The sequence below is a fragment of the Pseudomonas mediterranea CFBP 5447 genome, assembly GCF_000774145.1.
Taxonomy (GTDB): Bacteria; Pseudomonadota; Gammaproteobacteria; order Pseudomonadales; family Pseudomonadaceae; genus Aquipseudomonas; species Aquipseudomonas mediterranea.
Window position 1 is genome coordinate 247,574 of the sequence record NZ_KN322982.1, and the last position, 19,591, is coordinate 267,164.

The following is a 19,591-nucleotide window of genomic DNA, read 5'->3' on the forward strand; positions in this document are numbered from 1 at the left end:
TACACCGCAACCCTGACCGACGCCAAAGGCAATCCAGTCACCGCGCAAAATGGTCCTGTAACGGTCACCCTCGACAGCGGCAAAACCATCACCATCGAAGCCGGTGCAAGTGCAGGTACGTTGGACGTGGCCGTTGGTAATGACGTCTACCAAGGCCCAACGACGGTTACCGAGTCGATCAAAGATGCGACCGGCGGCAACCTCGAAGCCATCGGCGTCAACAAGACCAACGCGTCGACGGCCGTTGGTGACACGGTCGACAACACCACCGTCAGCATCAGCGGCAGCACGTCGGTTACCGAAGGCCAGGCCGCCACCTACACCGTCAGCCTGACCAACCCGGCGCAGACCGAGGTGACCCTCAAGCTTGTCTACAGCGGCACCGCTGCCGACGGCACGGACTTCACTGGCGTCTACACCGTCAAGATCCCGGCCAACGCCACCAGCGCGACCTTCAACGTGGCGACGCTGGACGACAAGATCACCGAAGGCACGGAAAACTTCGTGGTCAAGATCGATTCGGCGACCGGTGGCAACTTCGAGCACCTGGCGATCAGCGGCACCAATGGCAGCGTCAGCACCTCGATCATCGACAATGATGCGCCGCCGGTACTCGACCTGGACGCCAACAACTCCAGCGGCAAGACCGGAGCCGATTACCAGGTCACCTTCACCGAAGGCACCGCCGGCCCGGGCGTGTCGATTGGCGATACCGACCTGAAGATCACCGACCCGGACAGCACCCTGCTGACCGGCGCCACCGTCGTGCTGACCAACCGCCAGCCGGGCGATGCGCTGAACCTGGGCAACAGCGTCAACGGCATCAGCATCAACGCCAACAGCACCAACGGCACCGTCACGCTGACGTTGTCGGGCAACGCGACGCTGGCCGACTACATGCAGCAGATCAAGAACATCACCTTCATCAACAACAGCGACGACCCGAGCAGTGTGCCGCGCATCATCACCGTGACGGTGACCGATGGCACCAACTACTCGAACACCGCCACCACCACCGTGAACGTGGTCGGGGTCAACGATGCACCAGTGGCTGTCGGTGGCGCGGTGACCGGCACCGAAGACACTTCGCTGGTCCTCGGCTGGTCGACCTTTGGCGTCAGCGACGTGGACAGCGCCGTAGCCAGCCAGGGCGTGAAGATCACCGGCCTGCCAGGCGACGGCAAGTTGCAGTACCTGGACGGCACAACCTGGAAGGACGTGACCAACAACCAGACCTTCACCAAGGCTGACATCGACGGCGGCAAGCTGCGCTTCACCCCGGACGCCAACGAATCCGGGGCCAATGGCAACCCGACCGGCGTGGGCGACCAGAAATCCGATTACGCGCAGATCCAGTTCCAACCCACCGATGGCCAAGCGCTGGGCAACACCAGCACCGTGAAGATCGACATCACCCCGGTGGCGGATGCACCGAGCCTGAGCGTGGCCGGCAACAACGTGACCTCCACCGGCCTGATCAAGGAAGTCTGGACCGGCCTGTCGGGCCTGGGCACCGACGGCAGCGGCGCGCCGTCCGGCACGCTCAAGTCGGTGATCGATGCCGCTGGCACACCGAACAGCACCAGCACCGTGACCAACGTGCAGTCCGACAGCAACGTGAACCCCGGCACGGCCTCGAAGACCTCGGGCCTGATCTACCTCGAAGCGGGCAAGACCTACACCTTCAGCGGCACCGGCGACGACAGTTTGCTGGTCACCGTCGGCGGCAAGGACGTGGCAGCCATCACCTGGGGCGCGGGCGGCAAGCTGAACGGCTCATTCACGCCGACCACCAGCGGCTACTACACCCTCGATATCTACCACCACAACCAGACCGGCCCGGGCAGCTATGACGTGAACCTGTCGGTCAACGGCGGCACGCCTGTCGACCTGAGCGGCGCGGGCGTGCCGCTGTACACCAGCGTGACCGATCTGACCAACGCCGGCGTGACCGTCTCCGACCTGCACGGCACCAACGGCGAAGGCTACTACGACGGCTACAAGCTCAACGAAGGCGCCGAAGGCACCAGCGTGCATCTGTCGAAGATCACCACGGCGCTGACCGACACCGACGGTTCCGAGAAACTGAGCGTGAAAATCGGCGGCATGCCGGAAGGCAGCGTGCTGACCGACGGCGCGGGCCACACCGCGACCGTGGGCAGCAACGGCGAAGCAACGGTCAGCGGCTGGAACCTGGGCAGCCTGACCCTGACGCCGCCGTCCTACTACAACGGCCACCTGGACCTGACCGTAACCTCCACCTCCACGGAAACCCTCGGCGGGTCCGCCGTGACCACCGCGCATATCCCGGTCACCGTGTACCCGGCGGTCTACAACGCGGCGACCGCCACCTCGGGCAGCGACAACGTCACCGGCACCGATGGCAACGACATCATGGTTGCCGACATCGGCGGGCTGACCGTCGTGCCGGGCGTCAACTACAACATCGCGTTCATGGTCGACAGCTCCGGCAGCATGAGTTCGTCGTCCATCACTGCGGCCAAGAACTCGTTGTCCCAAGTGTTCAGTACCCTCAAGCAGAGCCTGGGCAGCAACTCCGGGACCGTGAACATTTTCCTGGCCGACTTCGACAACCAGGTGAACAAGAACGTATCGGTAAACCTCAATGACCCGAATGCGCTGACGCTGCTCAAGAGCGTCCTCGATTCGATGGTCTCCGGCGGCGGCACCAACTACGAAGACGTGTTCAAGACCACGGCGAACTTCTTCAACAGTACCCAGGCCCTGAGCAATACCGGCGCGAAAAACCTGACGTACTTCATCACCGACGGCCAGCCGACGCTCTACCAGTCCGGCGAACAGACGAACCCGACGCTGTACGGCACCGTCAAGCTCGATGACGTCTTGAGCGCGGCCAACTACACCATCGGCAAGTACTACACCCAGACGATCGACAGCACGCACAAATTCACCATCTACGAAGATGGTGAGATGTACCTGTCGACCAAGAACGGCAAGAACTGGAGCGACAACTACGTCGGTACGGTGCACGCCGAGGGCAACGGCACCTTCGAGTTCTCCTACCTCGACGGCACCTACAACGCCGACTCCTGGGCCGCGGCGGGTTCGACGGCCAGCTTCACCCTGCTCAAAGGCCTGAGCAACGTCGAAGCCATCGGCCTGAACAACGGTGTGACCCTGAACGACCTCAAGCCATACGACTCGGATCAGACCCCGCAGACCAACATCGACCCGAGCAACCTGGCCAACTCGATCATCGGCCACACCGAAGCGACCCTGCCGGGCGCGGATACGGTCAACGGTGGCGAAGGCAATGACATCCTCTTCGGCGACCTGGTGAGCTTCAACGGCGTCACCGGCGAGGGTTACCAGGCCATCCAAGCGTTCGTGGCCCAGCAGAGCGGCGTGGACGTCAGCAAAGTCACCACCAGCAACGTGCACCAGTACATCACCGAGCACTACACCGCGTTCGATGTGTCCGGTGCCCACGATGGCAACGACACACTGTTGGGCGGCGGTGGCAATGACATCCTCTTCGGCCAGGGCGGCAACGACTCGCTCGACGGCGGCAAGGGCAACGACATCCTGCTCGGCGGCACGGGCGACGATCGGCTGGTCGGTGGCCTGGGCAATGACACCCTGATCGGCGGCCTGGGGGGCGATACCTTTATCTGGAAGGCCGGTGACACCGGCAACGACGTGATCAAGGACTTCAAGGCTGCCGATGGCGACCGGATCGACCTGCGGGATCTGCTGCAAGGCGAGTCCGGCAGCACCATCGACCACTTCCTGCAGATCAGCACGGTCGATGGCGTGTCATCGTTGCAGGTCAGCACCACTGGCCAGTTCAACGGCGCCAACGGTGCATCGGCCGCACCGGACGTGACGATCAAGCTGGAAGGCAACAACTGGTCGAACGTCAACCTGAACACGTTGATCGCCGGCAGTGACCCGACCATCAAGGTCGATCACAACAATAGCTGAAGCTGAAACATGACTCGTGGCGAGGGAGCTTGCTCCCGCTGGCCTGCGCAGCGGCCCCCCAAAAAACGGGGCCGCTTCGCGCCCCAGCGGGAGCGAGCTCCCTCGCCACATAAGTGTTCATACTCGCGTTCAGTTGGCCTATGCTGCTCGGCATGACGCCGCTTAATCCATGAGGGATGCCCGATGTTTTATGTGCAACGCGATGCACAAGGCCTGCTGGTGCGCGTAGAAGCCATCGCCTATGCCGAAGCCACCGAAACCCTGCCGGCCGACAGCCACGAGATCCAGGACTGGTTCGCCAACCAGGCCGTGGAAAACAGCCTCAAACAACTCAAGCAAAGCGACCTGGAGATGATCCGGGTGCTGGACGACCTGATCCAGGTGCTGACCAGCAAAGGCATCATCCGCGTCACCGACCTGCCCGCGGCCGCCCAGGCCAAGCTGATGGACCGCAACCAGGCCCGGGAAGCCCTGGGCGGGCTGAGCCGGTTGATCGATGATGATGAGAAGGGGTTGATCTAGGCTGCCAGCGTGCAGGGAAAAGCCTGGACCCTGGCACAGGTTCAGGGTTGTCTGGGCTGACGCCATCGCGAGCAGGCTCGCTCCCACAGTTGATCGGTGCTGACCACACTATTCGGCGTAACACCCATCCCTTATGGGAGCGAGCCTGCTCGCGATAGCGATCTTCAACCCACCCGAAACCCCTCAGCCCGACGCCTGGGCTTCCAGCCGATCCATCGCCCGCTCCACCAACAAATGCACCCCATCGGCCATCCGACTGATCGCCAGGATCACGCTGCGCCGTGAACCGTCGACATCGTCGGCCAGATCAGTGGCAATGGCGCTGATGGACAGCAGGTCTTCGGAGGCGTTGGCCAGCAGGGTTTCGGTGTCGATGTCCGGGGCGACGACAAAAAGCTGACCGGATGGAGACTCGTCGACGGGTTTGGGTTTGAGGTAATAGTCGAGGGCGCGTTGGGCGGCTTCGTCAAGTGCGTTGGAACTGTGTGAAGTGTGTTTCGTTTCCGCTGTTGTCATTGGGAACTCCTAAACGACTAGTAAGGAGCCTTTGCTACACAGCGAGTCCAAATGAGATCGCTGAATCGCATGGGCCGTTTCGCCCTAAACAGATATTTCGGGCTTGCACGCCCATATCACCGCTTTTTTCAGTGACAAACCCAGACTAGCCACTCGTCCGGGGCCGGACAAGTTCACCAACTTCGCTACAACTTGAAGGAAACCTCCTAGGACCTGGCTGCCCTCTGCATAACCTCAAGAGCTGGGTTGTCTGGGCTGGCGCCATCGCGAGCAGGCTCGCTCCCACAGGGGATTGAAGTACAACAGAAAGGAACCAGTCGGCCGTAAGGCCGCCTTCGCGAGCAAGCCCGCTCCCACAAGGGGATCGAGGTCAGCCGCAAGATCAGGTCGGCCATAAGGCCGCCTCGCCTCGCTTTGCTTTTGCTTTTGCTTTTGCTCTGCTTTTGATCTGAAAGCCCCATTAACCACGCTGGCCGAACGCAGGCATTGCGTAGTGGGCAATCCGGNATGGATGCCGGGTTAGCCGCGCTGGGCCATGGATGGCCCTTCGCGGCGGGCCCACGGAGCAATGCCGGAGTGAGGGAACACCTCGCCTTGGCGAGGTGCCGAGTGGTGGGGCAAAGACCTTTGGTTACTTTGGGGCGTTTGCCAAAGTAACCCGCCGTAAGGGCGGAACCGCCAGCAGCCATTACCGCAGCAACGGATATGCACTCAACGTCAAACCTCAAACCTCACCCCAACGCCGCGGCCCCCCCACCAACTGCCCCTGCACCCCAAACAACCCCATCTCCCGAATCACCGCCAGTTCCCCCTCCGTCTCCACCCGCTCAGCAATCAACGGCAGGTCAATACTGTGGGCAGCACGCTGAATCGCCTCAATAAACAAACGCTTATCACTCTCCTGATCAATAGCCCGAATATAACTGCCATCGATTTTCAAATAGGCCAACCCCAACCGCGACAAATTGCCGATCATGCTGAAACGCCCACCAAAACGCTGCAGACTCAAGGAAAAACCAAGCTCACGCAGACGCCGGGTCAACTGCTCCAGCACCGCCTGCTCTGGCAATTGCTCCTCACCAATCTCCAAGGTCAGACGCGACCCGAGATTGGAATGGGCCCGCAGAATCTCAAAGACTTTGTTCAGCGCCTGCGGGTCGCCCAAGGTGGCGGAAGACAGGTTCAGCGCCAGGGCCTCTTCGTGCCCGGCCATTTGCTTGAGCACCTGTTCGAGCATCAGCCGGTCCAGGCGCGCCGTCCAGCCGAAGCGCTCCAACCAAGGCAGGAAACGCCCGGCAGGAATGGTCTGGCCCAGATCGTCGAGCAACCGCGAAAGAACTTTGTAATGCAGCACCAACTGAGTGTCCTGGGCGGCCACCACCGGCTGGAAATAGAGCTCGAACCGCTCATTGTCCAACGCCCGGTCAAGCAGCGTGTGCCAGGCATGATGATCGTCGCCGACACTGGCCGACGCACTGTGCTCCAGACAAGCCCAGCCCGGCTCGCCCTGGCTTTCGGCCTGGGCCAGGGCCTGGTCGCCAAGCTGTAGCACCGCTTGCGGCGAGTCGCCATGGACGAAGGGCGCCAGCCCGATAGCGGCCACCGACGCCACGTCGGTCGCCCCAGTGGCATGCAGGCTCGCCAGGGCGGCTTCGAGGTTCTGCGCCAGTTGCAGCGCCTCCTCGCGCACCAGCCCCGGCGCCAGCACCGCGAACTCCCCACCACGGATACGTGTCACCAGATTTTGGGTTTCCGGGTATCGGGCACACTCGCGTAACAGTTGCTCGCCCACGGCCTTGAGCAACTGGTCGGTGCGCTGCCCACCCAAGCGCTGGTTCAAACCGGCCAGGTCCCGCACCCGCAGCAACAACAGATAACCGGAACTGGCTTGTTCCGGGTTGCTCACCCGAGCATTGAGCTGCATTTCGAAATAACGCCGGTTGGCCAGGCCCGTGAGGTTGTCCTGGTAGGACTCGATCCGCAGCTTTTCACTGCGCTCGGCCTGCTCCTGGAACAGCGCCTTGAGCTTCTCGACCATCTGGTTCATCGCCTGCACCACGCGGCGCAGTTCAGGGGTGCGTGGCAGCTCCGGCAAGCTCAGGAATTCGCGCCGGGCGATAGCATGGGACTGGCGCACCATGTAATCCAAGGGCTTGAGCTGGCGACGCAGCAGCAAGGCCCCCAGCACCGCGCTCACGGCACCGCACAGCAGCAACCAGCCCAGGCTGCCCAACGCGCTCTGCCACAGCTTCGCAAGCGCGAACATCGGATGGCTGACCACTTCGACCCGTGCCGCCTGTTCCCAACCACGACTGACAATCGCATCGCCACCGGCCGGCTCCAGGCCGATGAGTTTGACGAACCACTGCGGCACGCTACCGGCGTCCGGCGTGCCGGTGCGCTCGACCAGGGTCTTGTCGGTGGCCACGTCGACCACGCGGATGCTTGCGTAGTAGCCGCTGTCGAAGATGGAACTGACCATCAGCTCCACCATCGCCGGATCGTCGATGTTCGGCGTCAGGGACAACGCCAGCGCCGTAGCCGCGTCCTGGGCGTGGGAGCGCAGCTGATTGACGTACTGGGCCCGCGAGCTCTCCAGGCTGACCATGAAGCTGCCGCTGAAGGCAACCACCAGGAACAGACAGATAGCGATCAACAGTTGTTTGAACAAAGACATCTGAGCGCGTGCTCCTAGTTAGTCGTCTCGACCGGAAAACCTTCGGCCTGCATTTTTTTCAACACATCCTGCCACCGGGACAGGCGCTTGGTATCGCTGACTTTCTTGTTGCCCTTGGTACCCGGCAGCCACAACCCTTCGGCATTGAAAGAGTAGACCGGCAACAGGTCGGTTCGCTGGCTGGCCGGTTGGATCGCGTCGATCAGACTGTCGAGCACCAGCGGCATGGCTTCGGGCGTGGCGTAATAGGTGAGCACCATGTGCGCCCGGTTCTGTCGCAACGCCTTGACGTAGGTGATGCGCAGCTTGTCACTGGATACCCCGAGGTGCCGCAGGCTGAAGTACTTGGCGATGGCGTAGTCCTCGCAATCGCCGGCGCCCTTCCATAACGCCTGGATCGGAGTTTCCCAGTAATCGACCTCATGCCACAGGTCGATGTCTTCCACGTAGCGCACCTGTTTGTTGAAGAACAGGTTCACCACCTTGAGCTGCTCCAGCTCAGGTGTCTGCTTTTCGGTCGCCAGCAGATGTTGCCAGGCGTCGATCCGTTGCTGCCCTTCGCCAAGCGGCCCATACAGTGCCTGCGCCCGTCGGCTGATCTGCGCAAAGTCCCAGTCGGCCCGCAGGCCACCCAGCATGAGGCCGGCCAGCAACAATGCCGAACACAGCCAGCGCAGGGACCTGAGGGCGGGGAAAGGTACAGCCAAGGGAATGCGTCCAGAAAAGACCGTTGGGAATGCGTGGGATGGTGAAGCCTGACCCGGCAAAAGACAATGGCAGGATGCAATCACCCAAGGCACGCTAAACTTCAGTTCAGGAACACTTTAGTTTATGAACTCCGGCCGTGAGGTTTTGACGGGCTGGTAATCTGCCACTAATGTTGGCATGGATCCAATTCGTCATTCAGGATGCGTGGTCGTGACAAAGAAGCCCAAGCCGTTAAGTACTATCCAGGTCAACGGACCCATCCCCGCTGCCCAGGCCCGCTCGATCATCGAGAGCGTGCTGCGCGAGGCCATCCTCGACGGACGCCTGCCCTGCGGCACGGCCCTGCGCCAGCAGGAACTGGCTGACCTGTTCGGCGTGAGTCGCATGCCGGTGCGCGAGGCGCTGCGTCAGCTTGAAGCGCAATCGCTGCTCAATGTGGTTCAACACAAAGGCGCCGTGGTCGCCCCGCTGATCACCAACAACGCCATCGAAACCTATGCGCTGCGCGCGGTGCTGGAAGCGTTCGCCTTGCGCCTGTCGGTACCTTTGCTCGATGCCGATGACCTGGCGCTGGCCGCCCACTACATCGAACAGTTGGAAACACAGACCGATCATGCCGAGATCGGCAAGCTAAATCGGCTGTTCCACATGTCGCTTTACCACAAGGCGCCCAACAGCAAGTTGTTGGACCTGATCGAACGCGAGCTCAATGAAGAGGAGCGTTTCCTGCGCTTTCACCTGTCGTCCATGGGGCTGGGCAAGCTGACCCAGGATGATCATCGCGCATTGCTCGAGGCGGTGAGCGCCAAGGACACCGATACAGCGGTGGCCCTGCTGGAGCGTCATCTGGAAAAAGCCTGCGTCACTATTCGGCGGTACCTGGAACAGCCATCCAATTGATCGTTCGCCGGCGACCTGGCCGGCGTATCACTTTCTTACATATCCTTCCTACCCGTCTTCCCGCCCATCTGACGCGGCCTGGCCGTGTCTGCGACCCGCCGCCACATCAGTTCAATGGCACTGCCGTCGATTTGGGCTCACTCTTGCGTTTGTCGATTCAAAAAAAGACCTGAAGAAGTCAGCGCCTGGCGACAAGCCAGGCGAATCGAAGCCACCACGCAAGGAGCGTCGCCCACCGGCGGGAGAATCGAATGTCCGACCGACGTCCCGCCCATAAAACCCAAACTTCTTTATTCCCTGTTCCCTGAAGTGCTCCGGGTGAGGCATTCACTCGAACTATTTATTCTGATCGCTATAAATCGGAAGGAGCAACTTCGCCCCAATAAAACTTACCCAATAAGTTTTATTGGAACTCTTCGCGCCCAATAAAACATGAACTTTAAATAATTAAAAAACTGCTTGCCGTCGGCTTGTTTCGTGTATTAGTTTTTTCTACGTCGAGTTATTTGCGACGCTTTAAAACCTCCGCAACCGATTAAAAATAAAGGCATTCATGCCTTGTAATTGAAATAGCAGCAGACACTTGCATGACTTGGGTAATTCATGGATTCCGGTTCAGGCACCCACTCGCCTTATTAAAGGCCCGGGGCACCCTGTCGGACAAACATCATTGATGAGGACGTTCAAATGCAGCCAACAAAAGAACAACTTTTTTTGAAAAAACGCGAACTTGGCCAGCACCCTGTTTTTTCCGAAATAACATCAATCGACCTGTTACGCCGCTTTATGGAAAGCCACGTCTTTGCCGTGTGGGACTTCATGTCGCTGACCAAGCGGCTGCAACGGGAGCTGACCTGCGTCCATCTGCCCTGGCTGCCTCCGGCCGACCCGCAGGCGGCACGCCTGATCAATGAAATCGTGCTGGGCGAAGAGTCCGACGATCGCCCCGGCGCAGGGTACTGCAGCCATTTCGAACTGTACCTGGACGCCATGCGCGAAGTCGGCGCGGACACCCGGGCGATCGAGCAATTCATCACCCTGCAACAGGAAGGCGTCAGCCCCGAAACTGCATTGGATAGCGTCGAGGTCGAACCCGCCGCGGCCCGCTTCGTTCGTCAGACCCTGCACACGGCCCTGCATGCCCCAGCCCACAGCGTCGCCGCCGCGTTCGTGCACGGTCGCGAGAGCGTCATCCCGCAGATGTTCCAACGCATGCTGGATGCCTGGGGCATCGGCCTGGATCAGGCGCCGACGTTCCGGTACTACCTGCAACGGCACATCGAAGTCGATTCCGAAGACCATGGCCCTGCGGCGGAGAAACTGTTGGCGCGCTTGATCGACGGCGACCCGCAGCGCGAAACCGAGGTGCTGTCCGCCGCGCTTGCCGCCGTCCACAGTCGAGCGGCGCTGTGGGATGGCTTGCGCCAGAGCATGACCCAACCGCTCGCGCAGGTGACGCCATGAACGCCATCCAATACCAGTCCTTCGCCGACGCCTGGGAAAGCCGCGCCACGATCCGTACCCGGCCACGGCGCCGGGTCGAAAATGACGACAAGCTGATTTTTCCCATGAGCCGTCAGCCCCTGGTGCACAGCCAGACTTTCCTCAGCCATTGCCCGCAGCTGCGCGATTATGCGCTGGTGCAGAGCCTCTACAAGTTCATCAACGACGTGGTGATCTTCGAGACCGAGCTGGTGGACCACACCGCCCGGCGCATCGCCAAGAATCGCTTCGGCATCGAGTTCCCGTTCGCCTGTCGCTACGACGCGATGACGGTCGTGGTGGACGAGGATTATCACGCGCTGGTGGCGATGGATTTCATGCAACAGACCATCGACATGACCGGCATCGAGCCTATTCCGTTGCCGACCCAGATCGAACTCAGCCGCGCGATCCCGGCAACACTGGCCCAGGCCCCGGAACACCTGCAAAGCGCCGTGGAGCTGATCTGCATCGCGATCGCGGAGAACACCGTGACCAACGAAGTCGCGGCGTTCGCCCGGGACGACTCGGTCAAGGCGTCGATCAAGGGCCTGATGGCCGATCATCTGCTGGACGAGGGACGACACTCGGGTTTCTGGACACGGCTGGTGCAGATGTACTGGCGCGCAGCCCCCGATGAAGACCAGCAGGCGATTGCCCGGCTGATGCCCGGTTTCATTGTCCAGTACCTGGCGAGCGATCTGCAGCAGGCCTTCGATTTCGAGCTGATCGCCCATCTGCCCGTCGACGAATCGGTGCGCCAGTCCCTGCGCGAAGACGCCAGCGCACTGGCCTACCCCATCAATCGCTTCCATCCATTGGTGGGCAACATCACCCGCTTTTTCCGCAGCAGTTCGATGCTCGCTTCCCCCTGCGTGCGCGATGCCCTGGCCGACTACCTGACCTCATGAGGAGCTGCCGATGAGACGCCTCGAAATTGCAGTGCCTGGCACCAGCCAGGCCATGGCCGAACTGGCCCGGGAACTTGAACTGCACGGCCATGGTGTCGTGACGACTCAAGCGCCGGCGATCGACCTGTTGATCGACGACGGTACCGCGCCTTCCACTATCGAAGCCCGCTTCTGCCTTCAGGTGCGCCTGGCGTTGCAGGCGCTGCCCGGAGAAGCATTGCCGCAGCCGATCATTGTGTTTCGCGACGGCGCGCAGCGGTTGTTGTGCCAGGAGATCATCGCCCCCGAAAACGGCAATGGTCAGTCCTTGCGGTTGCGGACACTGGCGAGGGTGGTTGAAACCGGTGCGCGGCTGGTCAGCCAACTGTCCCGCGAGGACAGCGGCTTCGAACATTGGCCGACGGTGCAGGCCGACGCCGAACTTGCTCTGCATGGGCTGGATGCCCTGGAGTCGCTGGCCTTCGAGCATTGCCTCAACCGGCCGCCGGTACCCTGGCTGCTGGCCGCCGCCGAGGTGCCGGTGATGCATGGCATCGAACAGCGCATGCTCGACGATGCACTGCAACCGGCGTTGTGGGTCGAAGGCCAGCTCACTGACTACAAGACTTTGCGCACCCAGGTGCTGAGGTTGCAGCAGGCCATGCTGGAACAGCTGGAACAGCTGGAACAGCTGGAACAGCTGGAACAGGCAGATTCTGCGGAAGCAAAACCTGTGGAGACAAGGCTTGCCCGCGATACAGACACAGCGGTACCCAACCAGACCGAGTCATCGTTCATCGCGGGCAAGCCTTGCTCCCACAGGTCTTGCACGCACAAGCCTAGCTCTCAAATGGTGATTGCGGTGTGTCTGCCCAAATCCGCGCCGTTATATGCAGCGATCCTGGCGGTGCTGGGCTGTGGCGCCGTGTACCTGCCACTGGACCCGCAACACCCCGTACAGCGTCGACGCTTCATCCTGGAAAACGCCAAGGCCGACCTGCTGCTGCACGACGGCGACAGCGACCTGGGCGACCTGCCGGTGCCCGCGCTGAACGTGCATCGGCTGCCAGCGCTCAAGCCGGGCATCCCCGCCTCGCCGATCCGCCGCCCGGTGGCCCTCGACGAGCCGGCCGTGGCGATCTACACCTCCGGCACCACCGGCCAGCCCAAAGGCGTGCTGCTCAGCCATCGCAACCTCAGCCATTTCTGTGCCTGGTACAGCGACTACGTCGAGTTGCAACGCGACAGTCGGGCGCTGCAGTTCTCCACCATCAACTTCGATGCGTCGCTGCTGGATATCCTCCCGACCTTCCTCCAGGGCGCATTGCTGGTGGTGCCCAGCGAAGACCAGCGCCGCGACCCGCAGCAACTGGTGGCGTTGATTCACGAACAGCGGGTCAGCCACGCCTTTCTACCGCCGGCGCTACTGAGCGTGTTGCCGCTGGAGACACCGCTGGGCCTGGCGCACCTGATCACCGGAGGGGATGTCTGCGAGCCGTTCGTGATCGAGCGACTCGCGCCCCAATGCCGCTTCCACAACATCTATGGCCCGACTGAAACCACGGTGCTTGCCACCACGCGGCAGTTTGGCGTTGGCGATAACAACCGCAACCTCGGCGTGCCCATTGCCAACGCTCGGGTGTTGATCCTCGATGAACAGCTGCAACCGGTGCCCCAAGGCGTACCCGGCGAGCTCTACATTGCCGGGCCGGGTGTCGGCCTGGGGTATCTGCACGACCCGACACTGACGGCCACGCGCTATCTCGACCTGACCCTGCCCGACGGGCAAACGCTGCGGGTCTATCGCACCGGGGACATCGGCCAGTGGAGCGACAACGGCATCGAACTGTGCGGCCGGCGCGACAATCAGGTGAAGGTCCGGGGCTTTCGGGTCGAACCCGAGGAAATCGAACACTGCCTGCGGGAGAGCCAGTTGTTCCGCCAGGTGGCGGTAGGTGTGGACGAGCGTCGACGGATCCTGGCGTTCCTGGTCCATCCCCGGGAAGACCAGCCCGGAGCCGCCCTCCAGGCACTGCGCGAGCATGTGCAGGACACGTTGCCCAGCTACATGCACCCGGGCGCCTACATCGAACTGCCCAGCCTGCCCTACACCAGCAACGGCAAGGTCGATCGCCGCGCCTTGCTGGCCCTGTCGGTGCAGGTCCAGGTCGGTGGCCAGCGACGCCAGCCGCAGAATCCGCTGGAAACCCAGCTGCAACAATTGTGGGCCGAATTGCTGGAGCTGCCGGCCGAAGACATTGCCACCGACGAAAGTTTCTTCAACCTGGGCGGGCATTCGATCCTGCTGTCGCAATTGCTGCTGAGTATTCGCCAGACCTTCGGCCGCAGCCTGTCGATCAATCGCTTCATCGAGGCACCGACGCTGATGACCCTGGCGAAGCTGCTCGACAGCCCGGAGCACAGCGACACATCGGTGCTCAGCCCTCAGGCCTTCATCGATGCCGAGGCCGAACTCAACGTCGAGCCGCTGCCCATCAGCCAATGCGGTGATGTGCACAAAGTAGTGGTGACCGGCGCCAACAGCTTTCTCGGCGTGCACATTGTCGAGGCGCTGCTGGCCTGGGGCGCCACCGAAGTGGCCTGCCTGGTGCGCGCGTCCGCCGGACAGAGCGCGGCAGAACGCTTTTCCCAGGCCCTGCAGGACAATCGCCTGACGCATCTGGACCTGAGCCGGGTCAGCGTCTATGCCGCCGACATCACCCAACCGCAACTGGGTTTGCCGGACGACGTCTATGCCCGCATCGACCGGACCTTTGGCGCCTTGGTGCACAACGCTGCCCACGTCAATCATGTGCTCGACTATGAGTCCCTGGCGCGGGACAACGTCGAGCCGATCTTCGAATGCCTGCGTCTGTGTGAAGGGCGCAGCAAGAAGATCTTCAACTTCGTCTCCACGCTTTCGGCCTCCAGTGCCCTCGGCGCCGACGGCCAGGTGCTGGAACAACCCGCCGCGCCGACGCCGCCAATCTACATCAAGAACGGCTACAACCTGTCCAAATGGGTCGGCGAACGGATCCTGCAACGGGCACAGGACCGCGGAGTGTGGGTCAACCTGTTCCGCCCGGGCAACATCAGTTTTAACAGCCAGACCGGGGTCTGCCAGCCCCACAAGAATCGCTTGATGCTGATGCTCAAGGGCTCGATCCAGCTGGGCCAGGTGCCGGATCTCTCACTCAACTTCGACCTGATGCCGGTGGACTTCCTGGCCCGTTTCATTGCCTTCCACGCCAGCCGCTACCAGCCGACGCAAGCGGTGTTCAACCTGCACAACCCCGAGCCCTTGAGCTGGGATGCTTACGTGGCGTCGTTCCGCGACAGCGGCCGGGAGTTTTCCCTGGTCAGCGTCGCGGATTGGCAAGGGCAACTGGGCCGGGTCGATGCCGACAACGCGCTGTTCGGCGTGCTGGGGTTCTACCTCAACGGGTTTGAAGAAGACATCGGCGACATCTCGATGATTCGCCATGACAACGCGCGGACCGGGGTGCGGCAGATGGGCGCCCGTTACCCGGAAAAGTCCCCGGCCCTGCTGCGACGTGGTGCCGACTACCTCAAAGCCATCGACTTCATCTGAAGCCATCCAACCCAAAGCAAGGAGCAAGACCATGAATGCATTTCAACCCGACACCCTGATCAGGAACCCTCAAGCCTGCCACGTAGAAACCTCAGTGGAGGTCGCGGCCGACGCGGCGCAGGTCTGGGAATTGGTGGGCGATTTTGGCGGTTTCAACCGTTTCATCCCGGCGCTCGCGCGTATCGAAATGACCGGCGAAGGCGTGAGGTCCCTGCGCAAGAAGTTCTTTGTCGACGGGCAGAACCTGGTGGTGGAACAGCTCAACAGCCGTGACGACCAGGCCATGCACATGACCTGGACCCTGATCTACAACACCCTGGGCATCGACAACCTGTGGGCCGCGATGCGCGTCGAGCCCCTGGCGGACAAGCGTTGCCGTGCCACCTGGACCATCATCGCCGACCACACCGACGCCCATTCGCCATCGGGGTTCAGGGACTTCCTGCAAGGCTTTGCCGATGAGGCGATGGGGAATGTGCAGAAGATGTTCGCCTAGGTAGTCCCCTTGTGGGAGCGAGCCTGCTCGCGATAGCGCCGGGTCAGTTGGCGATGAGGTTGGCTGTGCCGCCGTCTTCGCGAGCAGGCTCGCTCCCACACTGGGTTCCGAGCGGCTGCAAAATCCAGACTCACCCCAAATCCCCTGTGGGAGCGAGCCTGCTCGCGATGGCGGCAGTACAGCCCCCGCGCCTGTCAGATCTTGAAGCTGTCCACCAGCTGCTTCAGCCGATTGGCCTGTTGGGACAAGGCATCGCAGTCCCTCAGGGTTTCATTGAGGTTGGCCACGCTTTGCTGGTTCAGCAGGTTGATGTGGCTGACGTCCATGTTGAGGGTTTCCACCACGGCGCTCTGCTCTTCGGTCGCGGCGGCCACCGACTGGTTCATGCCATCGATTTCGCCGATCCGCTGCGTCACGCTGACCAGCCGCAGGCCGGCCTGGTTGGCCACTTCCACGCTTTCTTCGCTGGACACCTGGCTGGCGTTCATCGTCGTCACCGCTTCACGGGAGCCGACCTGAAGCGAGGTGATCATCTTGTGGATTTCTTCTGCCGACTCCTGGGTGCGGTGCGCCAGGTTGCGCACTTCATCGGCCACCACCGCAAAGCCACGTCCGGCTTCACCGGCGCGGGCCGCTTCGATGGCGGCGTTCAAGGCCAACAGGTTGGTCTGCTGGGAAATGCCCTTGATCACGTCCAGGATGTGCCCAATGTTGTCGGTGCTGGCATTCAGGGTTTCGATCTGGGTGCACGAAAGGCTGATTTTCTGCGACAGCTCGGTCATGGCCTGGATGGTTTTTTCCACTACCTGACGACCGTCGTCGGCCTGTTCGCTGGCACCGCTGGCCTGTTGCGATGCGTCGGCGGCATTGCGGGCGATTTCCTGGGTCGCGGCACCCAGCTGGTTGATGGCTGCCGCCACGCTGTTGGTGCGGGCGCTCTGTTCATCCGAACCGACGAGCGAGGCGTTGGACGATGTCATCACGCGTTGCGACAAGTCATGCACCTGGCGGGTAGCGGACGACACTTCGGAAATCGAGGCGTGGATCCGCTCCACGAACTGGTTGAACGAGCCGCCCAACACCGCGAACTCATCCTTGCCTTGCACGACCAGACGCCGGGTCAGGTCGCCTTCGCCCTGGGCGATGTCCTGCATGGCACGGCCCATGGTGGTCAGCGGACGCATCAATACCTGGATCAACAGGCTCAGCAGCAACGCGATGGCAGCGACCGCGACAAACATCGCAATCAGCGCGGATGTGCGGAACTGGCTCAGCGGCGCATAAGCCTTGGCCTTGTCGATCGACAGGCCGATGTACCACTCGGCGCCCGGCAGCCCGGTCACCGGGGTGAACGAAAGAATACGATCCTGCCCATTCAGTTCGACGTCCTGGATGCCTTTGCCGATGCGCACAGGCGTGCCGGGGTAGATGTCCTTGAGGTTCTTCATCACCTGGTCCTTGTCCGGGCTGACGATCACCTGACCGTCACCACTGACCAGGAAGGCATGGCCGATGCCACCGAAGTCCACCGAGTTGATGATTTTCACCAGGGTATCCAGGCTGAGGTCGCCGCCCACCACACCCAGCAATTCACCGCTCTTCTTCACCGGCAGGGCAATGGTCACCACCAGCCCGCCGACGGCGGCCGAATAAGGTGGGGTCAGCATGGTTTTATCGGCGGTCACCGCCTGTTTGTACCAGGGGCGCTGACGCGGGTCGTAGCCGTCGGGCATTTTTGCGTCAGGACGCTGGGTGAATACCCCGTTGGCCTGGCCTACGTAAGTGAACTGGAAATTCGACGTCAGCGCCGGCTGGTCGACCAGCCCCGCCAGATCGGCGGTAGCACCCTGGTGCGCAATGTTCTGCGCCAGGTTCTCCAGCACCAGCACGCGCCCGCTCATCCAGTTCTGCACACTGCTGGCCGTCAGGTCACCGGATTGCTCGATGGACGACTCGAGGCTGCGGCCGATGGTGTTGCGCTGCAGATAGTCGTTGTAGAGGGTGAACAGGGCAAACGCCAGAACCACCACACCAGAGGCGGCCAGAAGGATTTTATGACTGAATTTCAAATTCATCGGTGAGGCTTCTTATGCAAGGAGTGGGGGTGCGTTCCGGTTGCACGATCCATGTAACAGCGCGGGCAGGACGTGTGGCCTGCTCCACTTTGGTGCACACATATCAAGCTGTCGGCCAAGAGCTGAAAAAAATTAGCGCTTCGAAGAAATGGGCGACAGAAGGCCCCGATGGGTGAACGGAGGTTGCAAATTCACCAGACCATGATGACAATGCGACACATTATCATTTGCAGCATCAGGCCCGTCGCGTTCATGTCATCTCCCGAGTTTGCAGTACAGGCGCTCTACAGCAATCATCACGGTTGGCTCAATACATGGCTGCGCAGCCGATTGGGCAATGCGGCCGATGCGGCGGACCTGGCCCACGACACGTTCGTCCGCCTGTTGCAACGCAGCGAGCGCCTGGAACTCAAGGCGCCGCGGGCATTCCTGCGTACCATCGCCCAGGGCCTGGTGATCGATCACTGGCGGCGGGAAGAAATCGAGCGCGCCTACCTCGAAACCATCGCCCACCTGCCACAAGCCGAAACCCCGGGTGCCGAAGCCCAAGCCTTGATCCTGGAACTGCTGGAAGCCATCGCCCGGATGCTCGAAGGCCTCAAGCCGAAAGTGCGCAGGGCCTTTGTGCTGGCCCAGTGCGAGGGGCTGACCTACAAGCAGATCGCCGAACAGATGGGTATCTCGCTGCGCTCGGTGGAGCGTTATGTGGCCGATGCACTGTACCACTGCTATGTGTTGCGCTATGAAAGCTGAGCCGCTGGATAACACCCGGATCCACCGCAGCGGCCCGCCGCAGCAGGTCGTCAGGCAAGCGATCAACTGGTTGCTGCGCCTGCGCAACCACGCTTCCGATCCCGCTCTGCGCCGACAGTGTGAGGCCTGGCGCGCTACCGACCCGGCCCATGAACTGGCCTGGCAACGGGTGCAGTCGCTGCACAGCGAACTGACCGCGAACCTGCGGGCGGTGCCCGGCGTTCAAACGACCCTCGATACCTTGGAAAACAGTGCCCAGGGACTTGCTCGTCGCCAGGCATTGAAGCTGCTGTCGGGCCTCGTGCTGGTAGGTGGCGCAGCATGGCTGGGGAAAAATTCGCAATGGCAGCCGTGGAGCGCCGACTTCGCCACCGCCACGGGTGAACGACGCGGCTTCCAACTGCCGGACGGCACCCGACTTGAACTCAACACCCACAGTGCCGCCAATGTGGACTTCAGCGCCGACCATCGCCGGGTGACCCTGCTGCGCGGTGAAATCATGCTCAACTGCAACCGCGATGCCGCGCGCCCCTTGCGGGTACAAAGCCGCCACGGCTTGTTCGAGAGCGTCGAAGGACGCTTCGTCGTGCGCCAGGACAGCGACTGCACGCGCTTGAGCGTCACCCATGGCACGGTGGCGATCCGCTCCCATTCCAACGCCAGCGGCGCGCCCATCCAGGTGAGTACCGGGCAAAGCTACGTGATCACCCCGTCGACCGCGACGCTGGCGCCTTCGCTGGATATGGACGCCGGTGCCTGGACGGACGGGTTGATTGTCACCCGCAACATGCGCCTGGAGGACTTCCTCAACGAGGTAGGCCGCTACCGTTCGGGTTATCTGAAATGCACGGCGGCCATTGCCGACCTGCGCCTGTCGGGAGTGTTTCGCCTGGAGGACACCGACAAGCTGCTGGCTGTTCTGCCCCGCACGCTCCCGGTGCAGATACGCTACCGAACCCGGTGGTGGGTCACGGTGGAGCGACGGGTCTGATTTTTTTGGCGGGTTTTCGGCCG

13 protein-coding genes are annotated in these 19,591 nt (G+C 61.9%); 9 read left to right on the forward strand and 4 right to left on the reverse strand.

Going from position 1 to position 19,591, the window contains the following annotated elements:
* Both N005_RS05320 and N005_RS05325 read left to right on the forward strand, forming a co-directional pair.
* Positions 1-3,966: beta strand repeat-containing protein (locus N005_RS05320; RefSeq protein WP_047700061.1), on the forward strand; the 3,966-nt coding region annotated here is incomplete at its 5' end.
* Positions 3,967-4,149: 183 nt separating this feature from the next.
* Positions 4,150-4,488, forward strand: coding sequence for a hypothetical protein (locus N005_RS05325; protein WP_047700063.1), 339 nt, complete (start codon positions 4,150-4,152; stop codon positions 4,486-4,488).
* Positions 4,489-4,671: 183 nt separating this feature from the next.
* Here N005_RS05325 and N005_RS05330 read toward each other — a convergent pair whose 3' ends face one another.
* The 3 genes from N005_RS05330 to lapG all read right to left on the reverse strand — a co-directional run bounded on the left by N005_RS05330 (position 4,672) and on the right by lapG (position 8,319).
* Positions 4,672-5,004 (reverse strand): DUF6124 family protein, encoded by a 333-nt coding sequence (locus N005_RS05330; protein ID WP_047700065.1) that lies wholly within the window; start codon positions 5,002-5,004, stop codon positions 4,672-4,674.
* Between the two features lie 724 nt (positions 5,005-5,728).
* Positions 5,729-7,681: a cyclic di-GMP receptor LapD gene (lapD, locus tag N005_RS05335; protein WP_047700066.1), complete on the reverse strand. Its 1,953-nt coding sequence runs from the start codon at positions 7,679-7,681 to the stop codon at positions 5,729-5,731.
* A gap of 14 nt (positions 7,682-7,695) precedes the next feature.
* Entirely contained in the window at positions 7,696-8,319 is a 624-nt protein-coding gene (lapG, locus tag N005_RS05340) for a cysteine protease LapG (protein ID WP_408003363.1), read from the reverse strand.
* A 280-nt stretch (positions 8,320-8,599) separates the two neighbouring features.
* Here lapG and N005_RS05345 point away from each other — a divergent pair, with 280 nt between their 5' ends.
* The 5 genes from N005_RS05345 (at position 8,600) to N005_RS05365 (ending at position 15,749) form a co-directional block, all read left to right on the forward strand.
* Positions 8,600-9,289, forward strand: coding sequence for a GntR family transcriptional regulator (locus tag N005_RS05345; protein ID WP_047700070.1), 690 nt, complete (start codon positions 8,600-8,602; stop codon positions 9,287-9,289).
* Positions 9,290-9,976: 687 nt separating this feature from the next.
* Positions 9,977-10,753, forward strand: a complete 777-nt coding sequence (locus tag N005_RS05350; protein WP_047700071.1) for a DUF3050 domain-containing protein — start codon at positions 9,977-9,979, stop codon at positions 10,751-10,753.
* Complete coding sequence (locus N005_RS05355) at positions 10,750-11,682, forward strand: diiron oxygenase (protein ID WP_047700073.1); 933 nt, start codon at positions 10,750-10,752, stop codon at positions 11,680-11,682. The genes N005_RS05350 and N005_RS05355 overlap by 4 nt, the downstream gene beginning before the upstream one ends.
* Positions 11,683-11,692: 10 nt before the next feature.
* Positions 11,693-15,253, forward strand: a complete 3,561-nt coding sequence (locus N005_RS05360; protein WP_047700075.1) for a non-ribosomal peptide synthetase — start codon at positions 11,693-11,695, stop codon at positions 15,251-15,253.
* 31 nt (positions 15,254-15,284) lie between these two features.
* Entirely contained in the window at positions 15,285-15,749 is a 465-nt protein-coding gene (locus tag N005_RS05365; RefSeq protein ID WP_047700076.1) for an SRPBCC family protein, read from the forward strand.
* 194 nt (positions 15,750-15,943) lie between these two features.
* On the opposite strand, the gene N005_RS05370 is transcribed toward N005_RS05365, so the two are convergent.
* Positions 15,944-17,824 (reverse strand): methyl-accepting chemotaxis protein, encoded by a 1,881-nt coding sequence (locus N005_RS05370; protein WP_047700079.1) that lies wholly within the window; start codon positions 17,822-17,824, stop codon positions 15,944-15,946.
* Between the two features lie 252 nt (positions 17,825-18,076).
* Between N005_RS05370 and N005_RS05375 the strand changes: the two genes are divergently transcribed.
* Entirely contained in the window at positions 18,077-18,577 is a 501-nt protein-coding gene (locus tag N005_RS05375) for a sigma-70 family RNA polymerase sigma factor (RefSeq protein WP_047700172.1), read from the forward strand.
* On the forward strand, positions 18,567-19,568 hold the full coding sequence (locus N005_RS05380; protein ID WP_081993224.1) for a FecR domain-containing protein: 1,002 nt from the start codon (positions 18,567-18,569) through the stop codon (positions 19,566-19,568). Before N005_RS05375 ends, N005_RS05380 begins: the two co-directional genes overlap by 11 nt.
* Positions 19,569-19,591 lie beyond the last annotated feature (23 nt).

What these genes read in the sequence shown, in the direction of transcription:
- N005_RS05325 (WP_047700063.1), top strand. Translation starts at nt 4,150, where the DNA reads ATGTTTTATGTGCAACGCGATGCACAAGGCCTGCTGGTGCGCGTAGAA.
- N005_RS05330 (WP_047700065.1), bottom strand. Translation starts at nt 5,004, where the DNA reads ATGACAACAGCGGAAACGAAACACACTTCACACAGTTCCAACGCACTT.
- lapD (WP_047700066.1), bottom strand. Translation starts at nt 7,681, where the DNA reads ATGTCTTTGTTCAAACAACTGTTGATCGCTATCTGTCTGTTCCTGGTG.
- lapG (WP_408003363.1), bottom strand. Translation starts at nt 8,319, where the DNA reads ATGCTGGGTGGCCTGCGGGCCGACTGGGACTTTGCGCAGATCAGCCGA.
- N005_RS05350 (WP_047700071.1), top strand. Translation starts at nt 9,977, where the DNA reads ATGCAGCCAACAAAAGAACAACTTTTTTTGAAAAAACGCGAACTTGGC.
- N005_RS05355 (WP_047700073.1), top strand. Translation starts at nt 10,750, where the DNA reads ATGAACGCCATCCAATACCAGTCCTTCGCCGACGCCTGGGAAAGCCGC.
- N005_RS05360 (WP_047700075.1), top strand. Translation starts at nt 11,693, where the DNA reads ATGAGACGCCTCGAAATTGCAGTGCCTGGCACCAGCCAGGCCATGGCC.
- N005_RS05365 (WP_047700076.1), top strand. Translation starts at nt 15,285, where the DNA reads ATGAATGCATTTCAACCCGACACCCTGATCAGGAACCCTCAAGCCTGC.
- N005_RS05370 (WP_047700079.1), bottom strand. Translation starts at nt 17,824, where the DNA reads ATGAATTTGAAATTCAGTCATAAAATCCTTCTGGCCGCCTCTGGTGTG.
- N005_RS05375 (WP_047700172.1), top strand. Translation starts at nt 18,077, where the DNA reads ATGTCATCTCCCGAGTTTGCAGTACAGGCGCTCTACAGCAATCATCAC.
- N005_RS05380 (WP_081993224.1), top strand. Translation starts at nt 18,567, where the DNA reads ATGAAAGCTGAGCCGCTGGATAACACCCGGATCCACCGCAGCGGCCCG.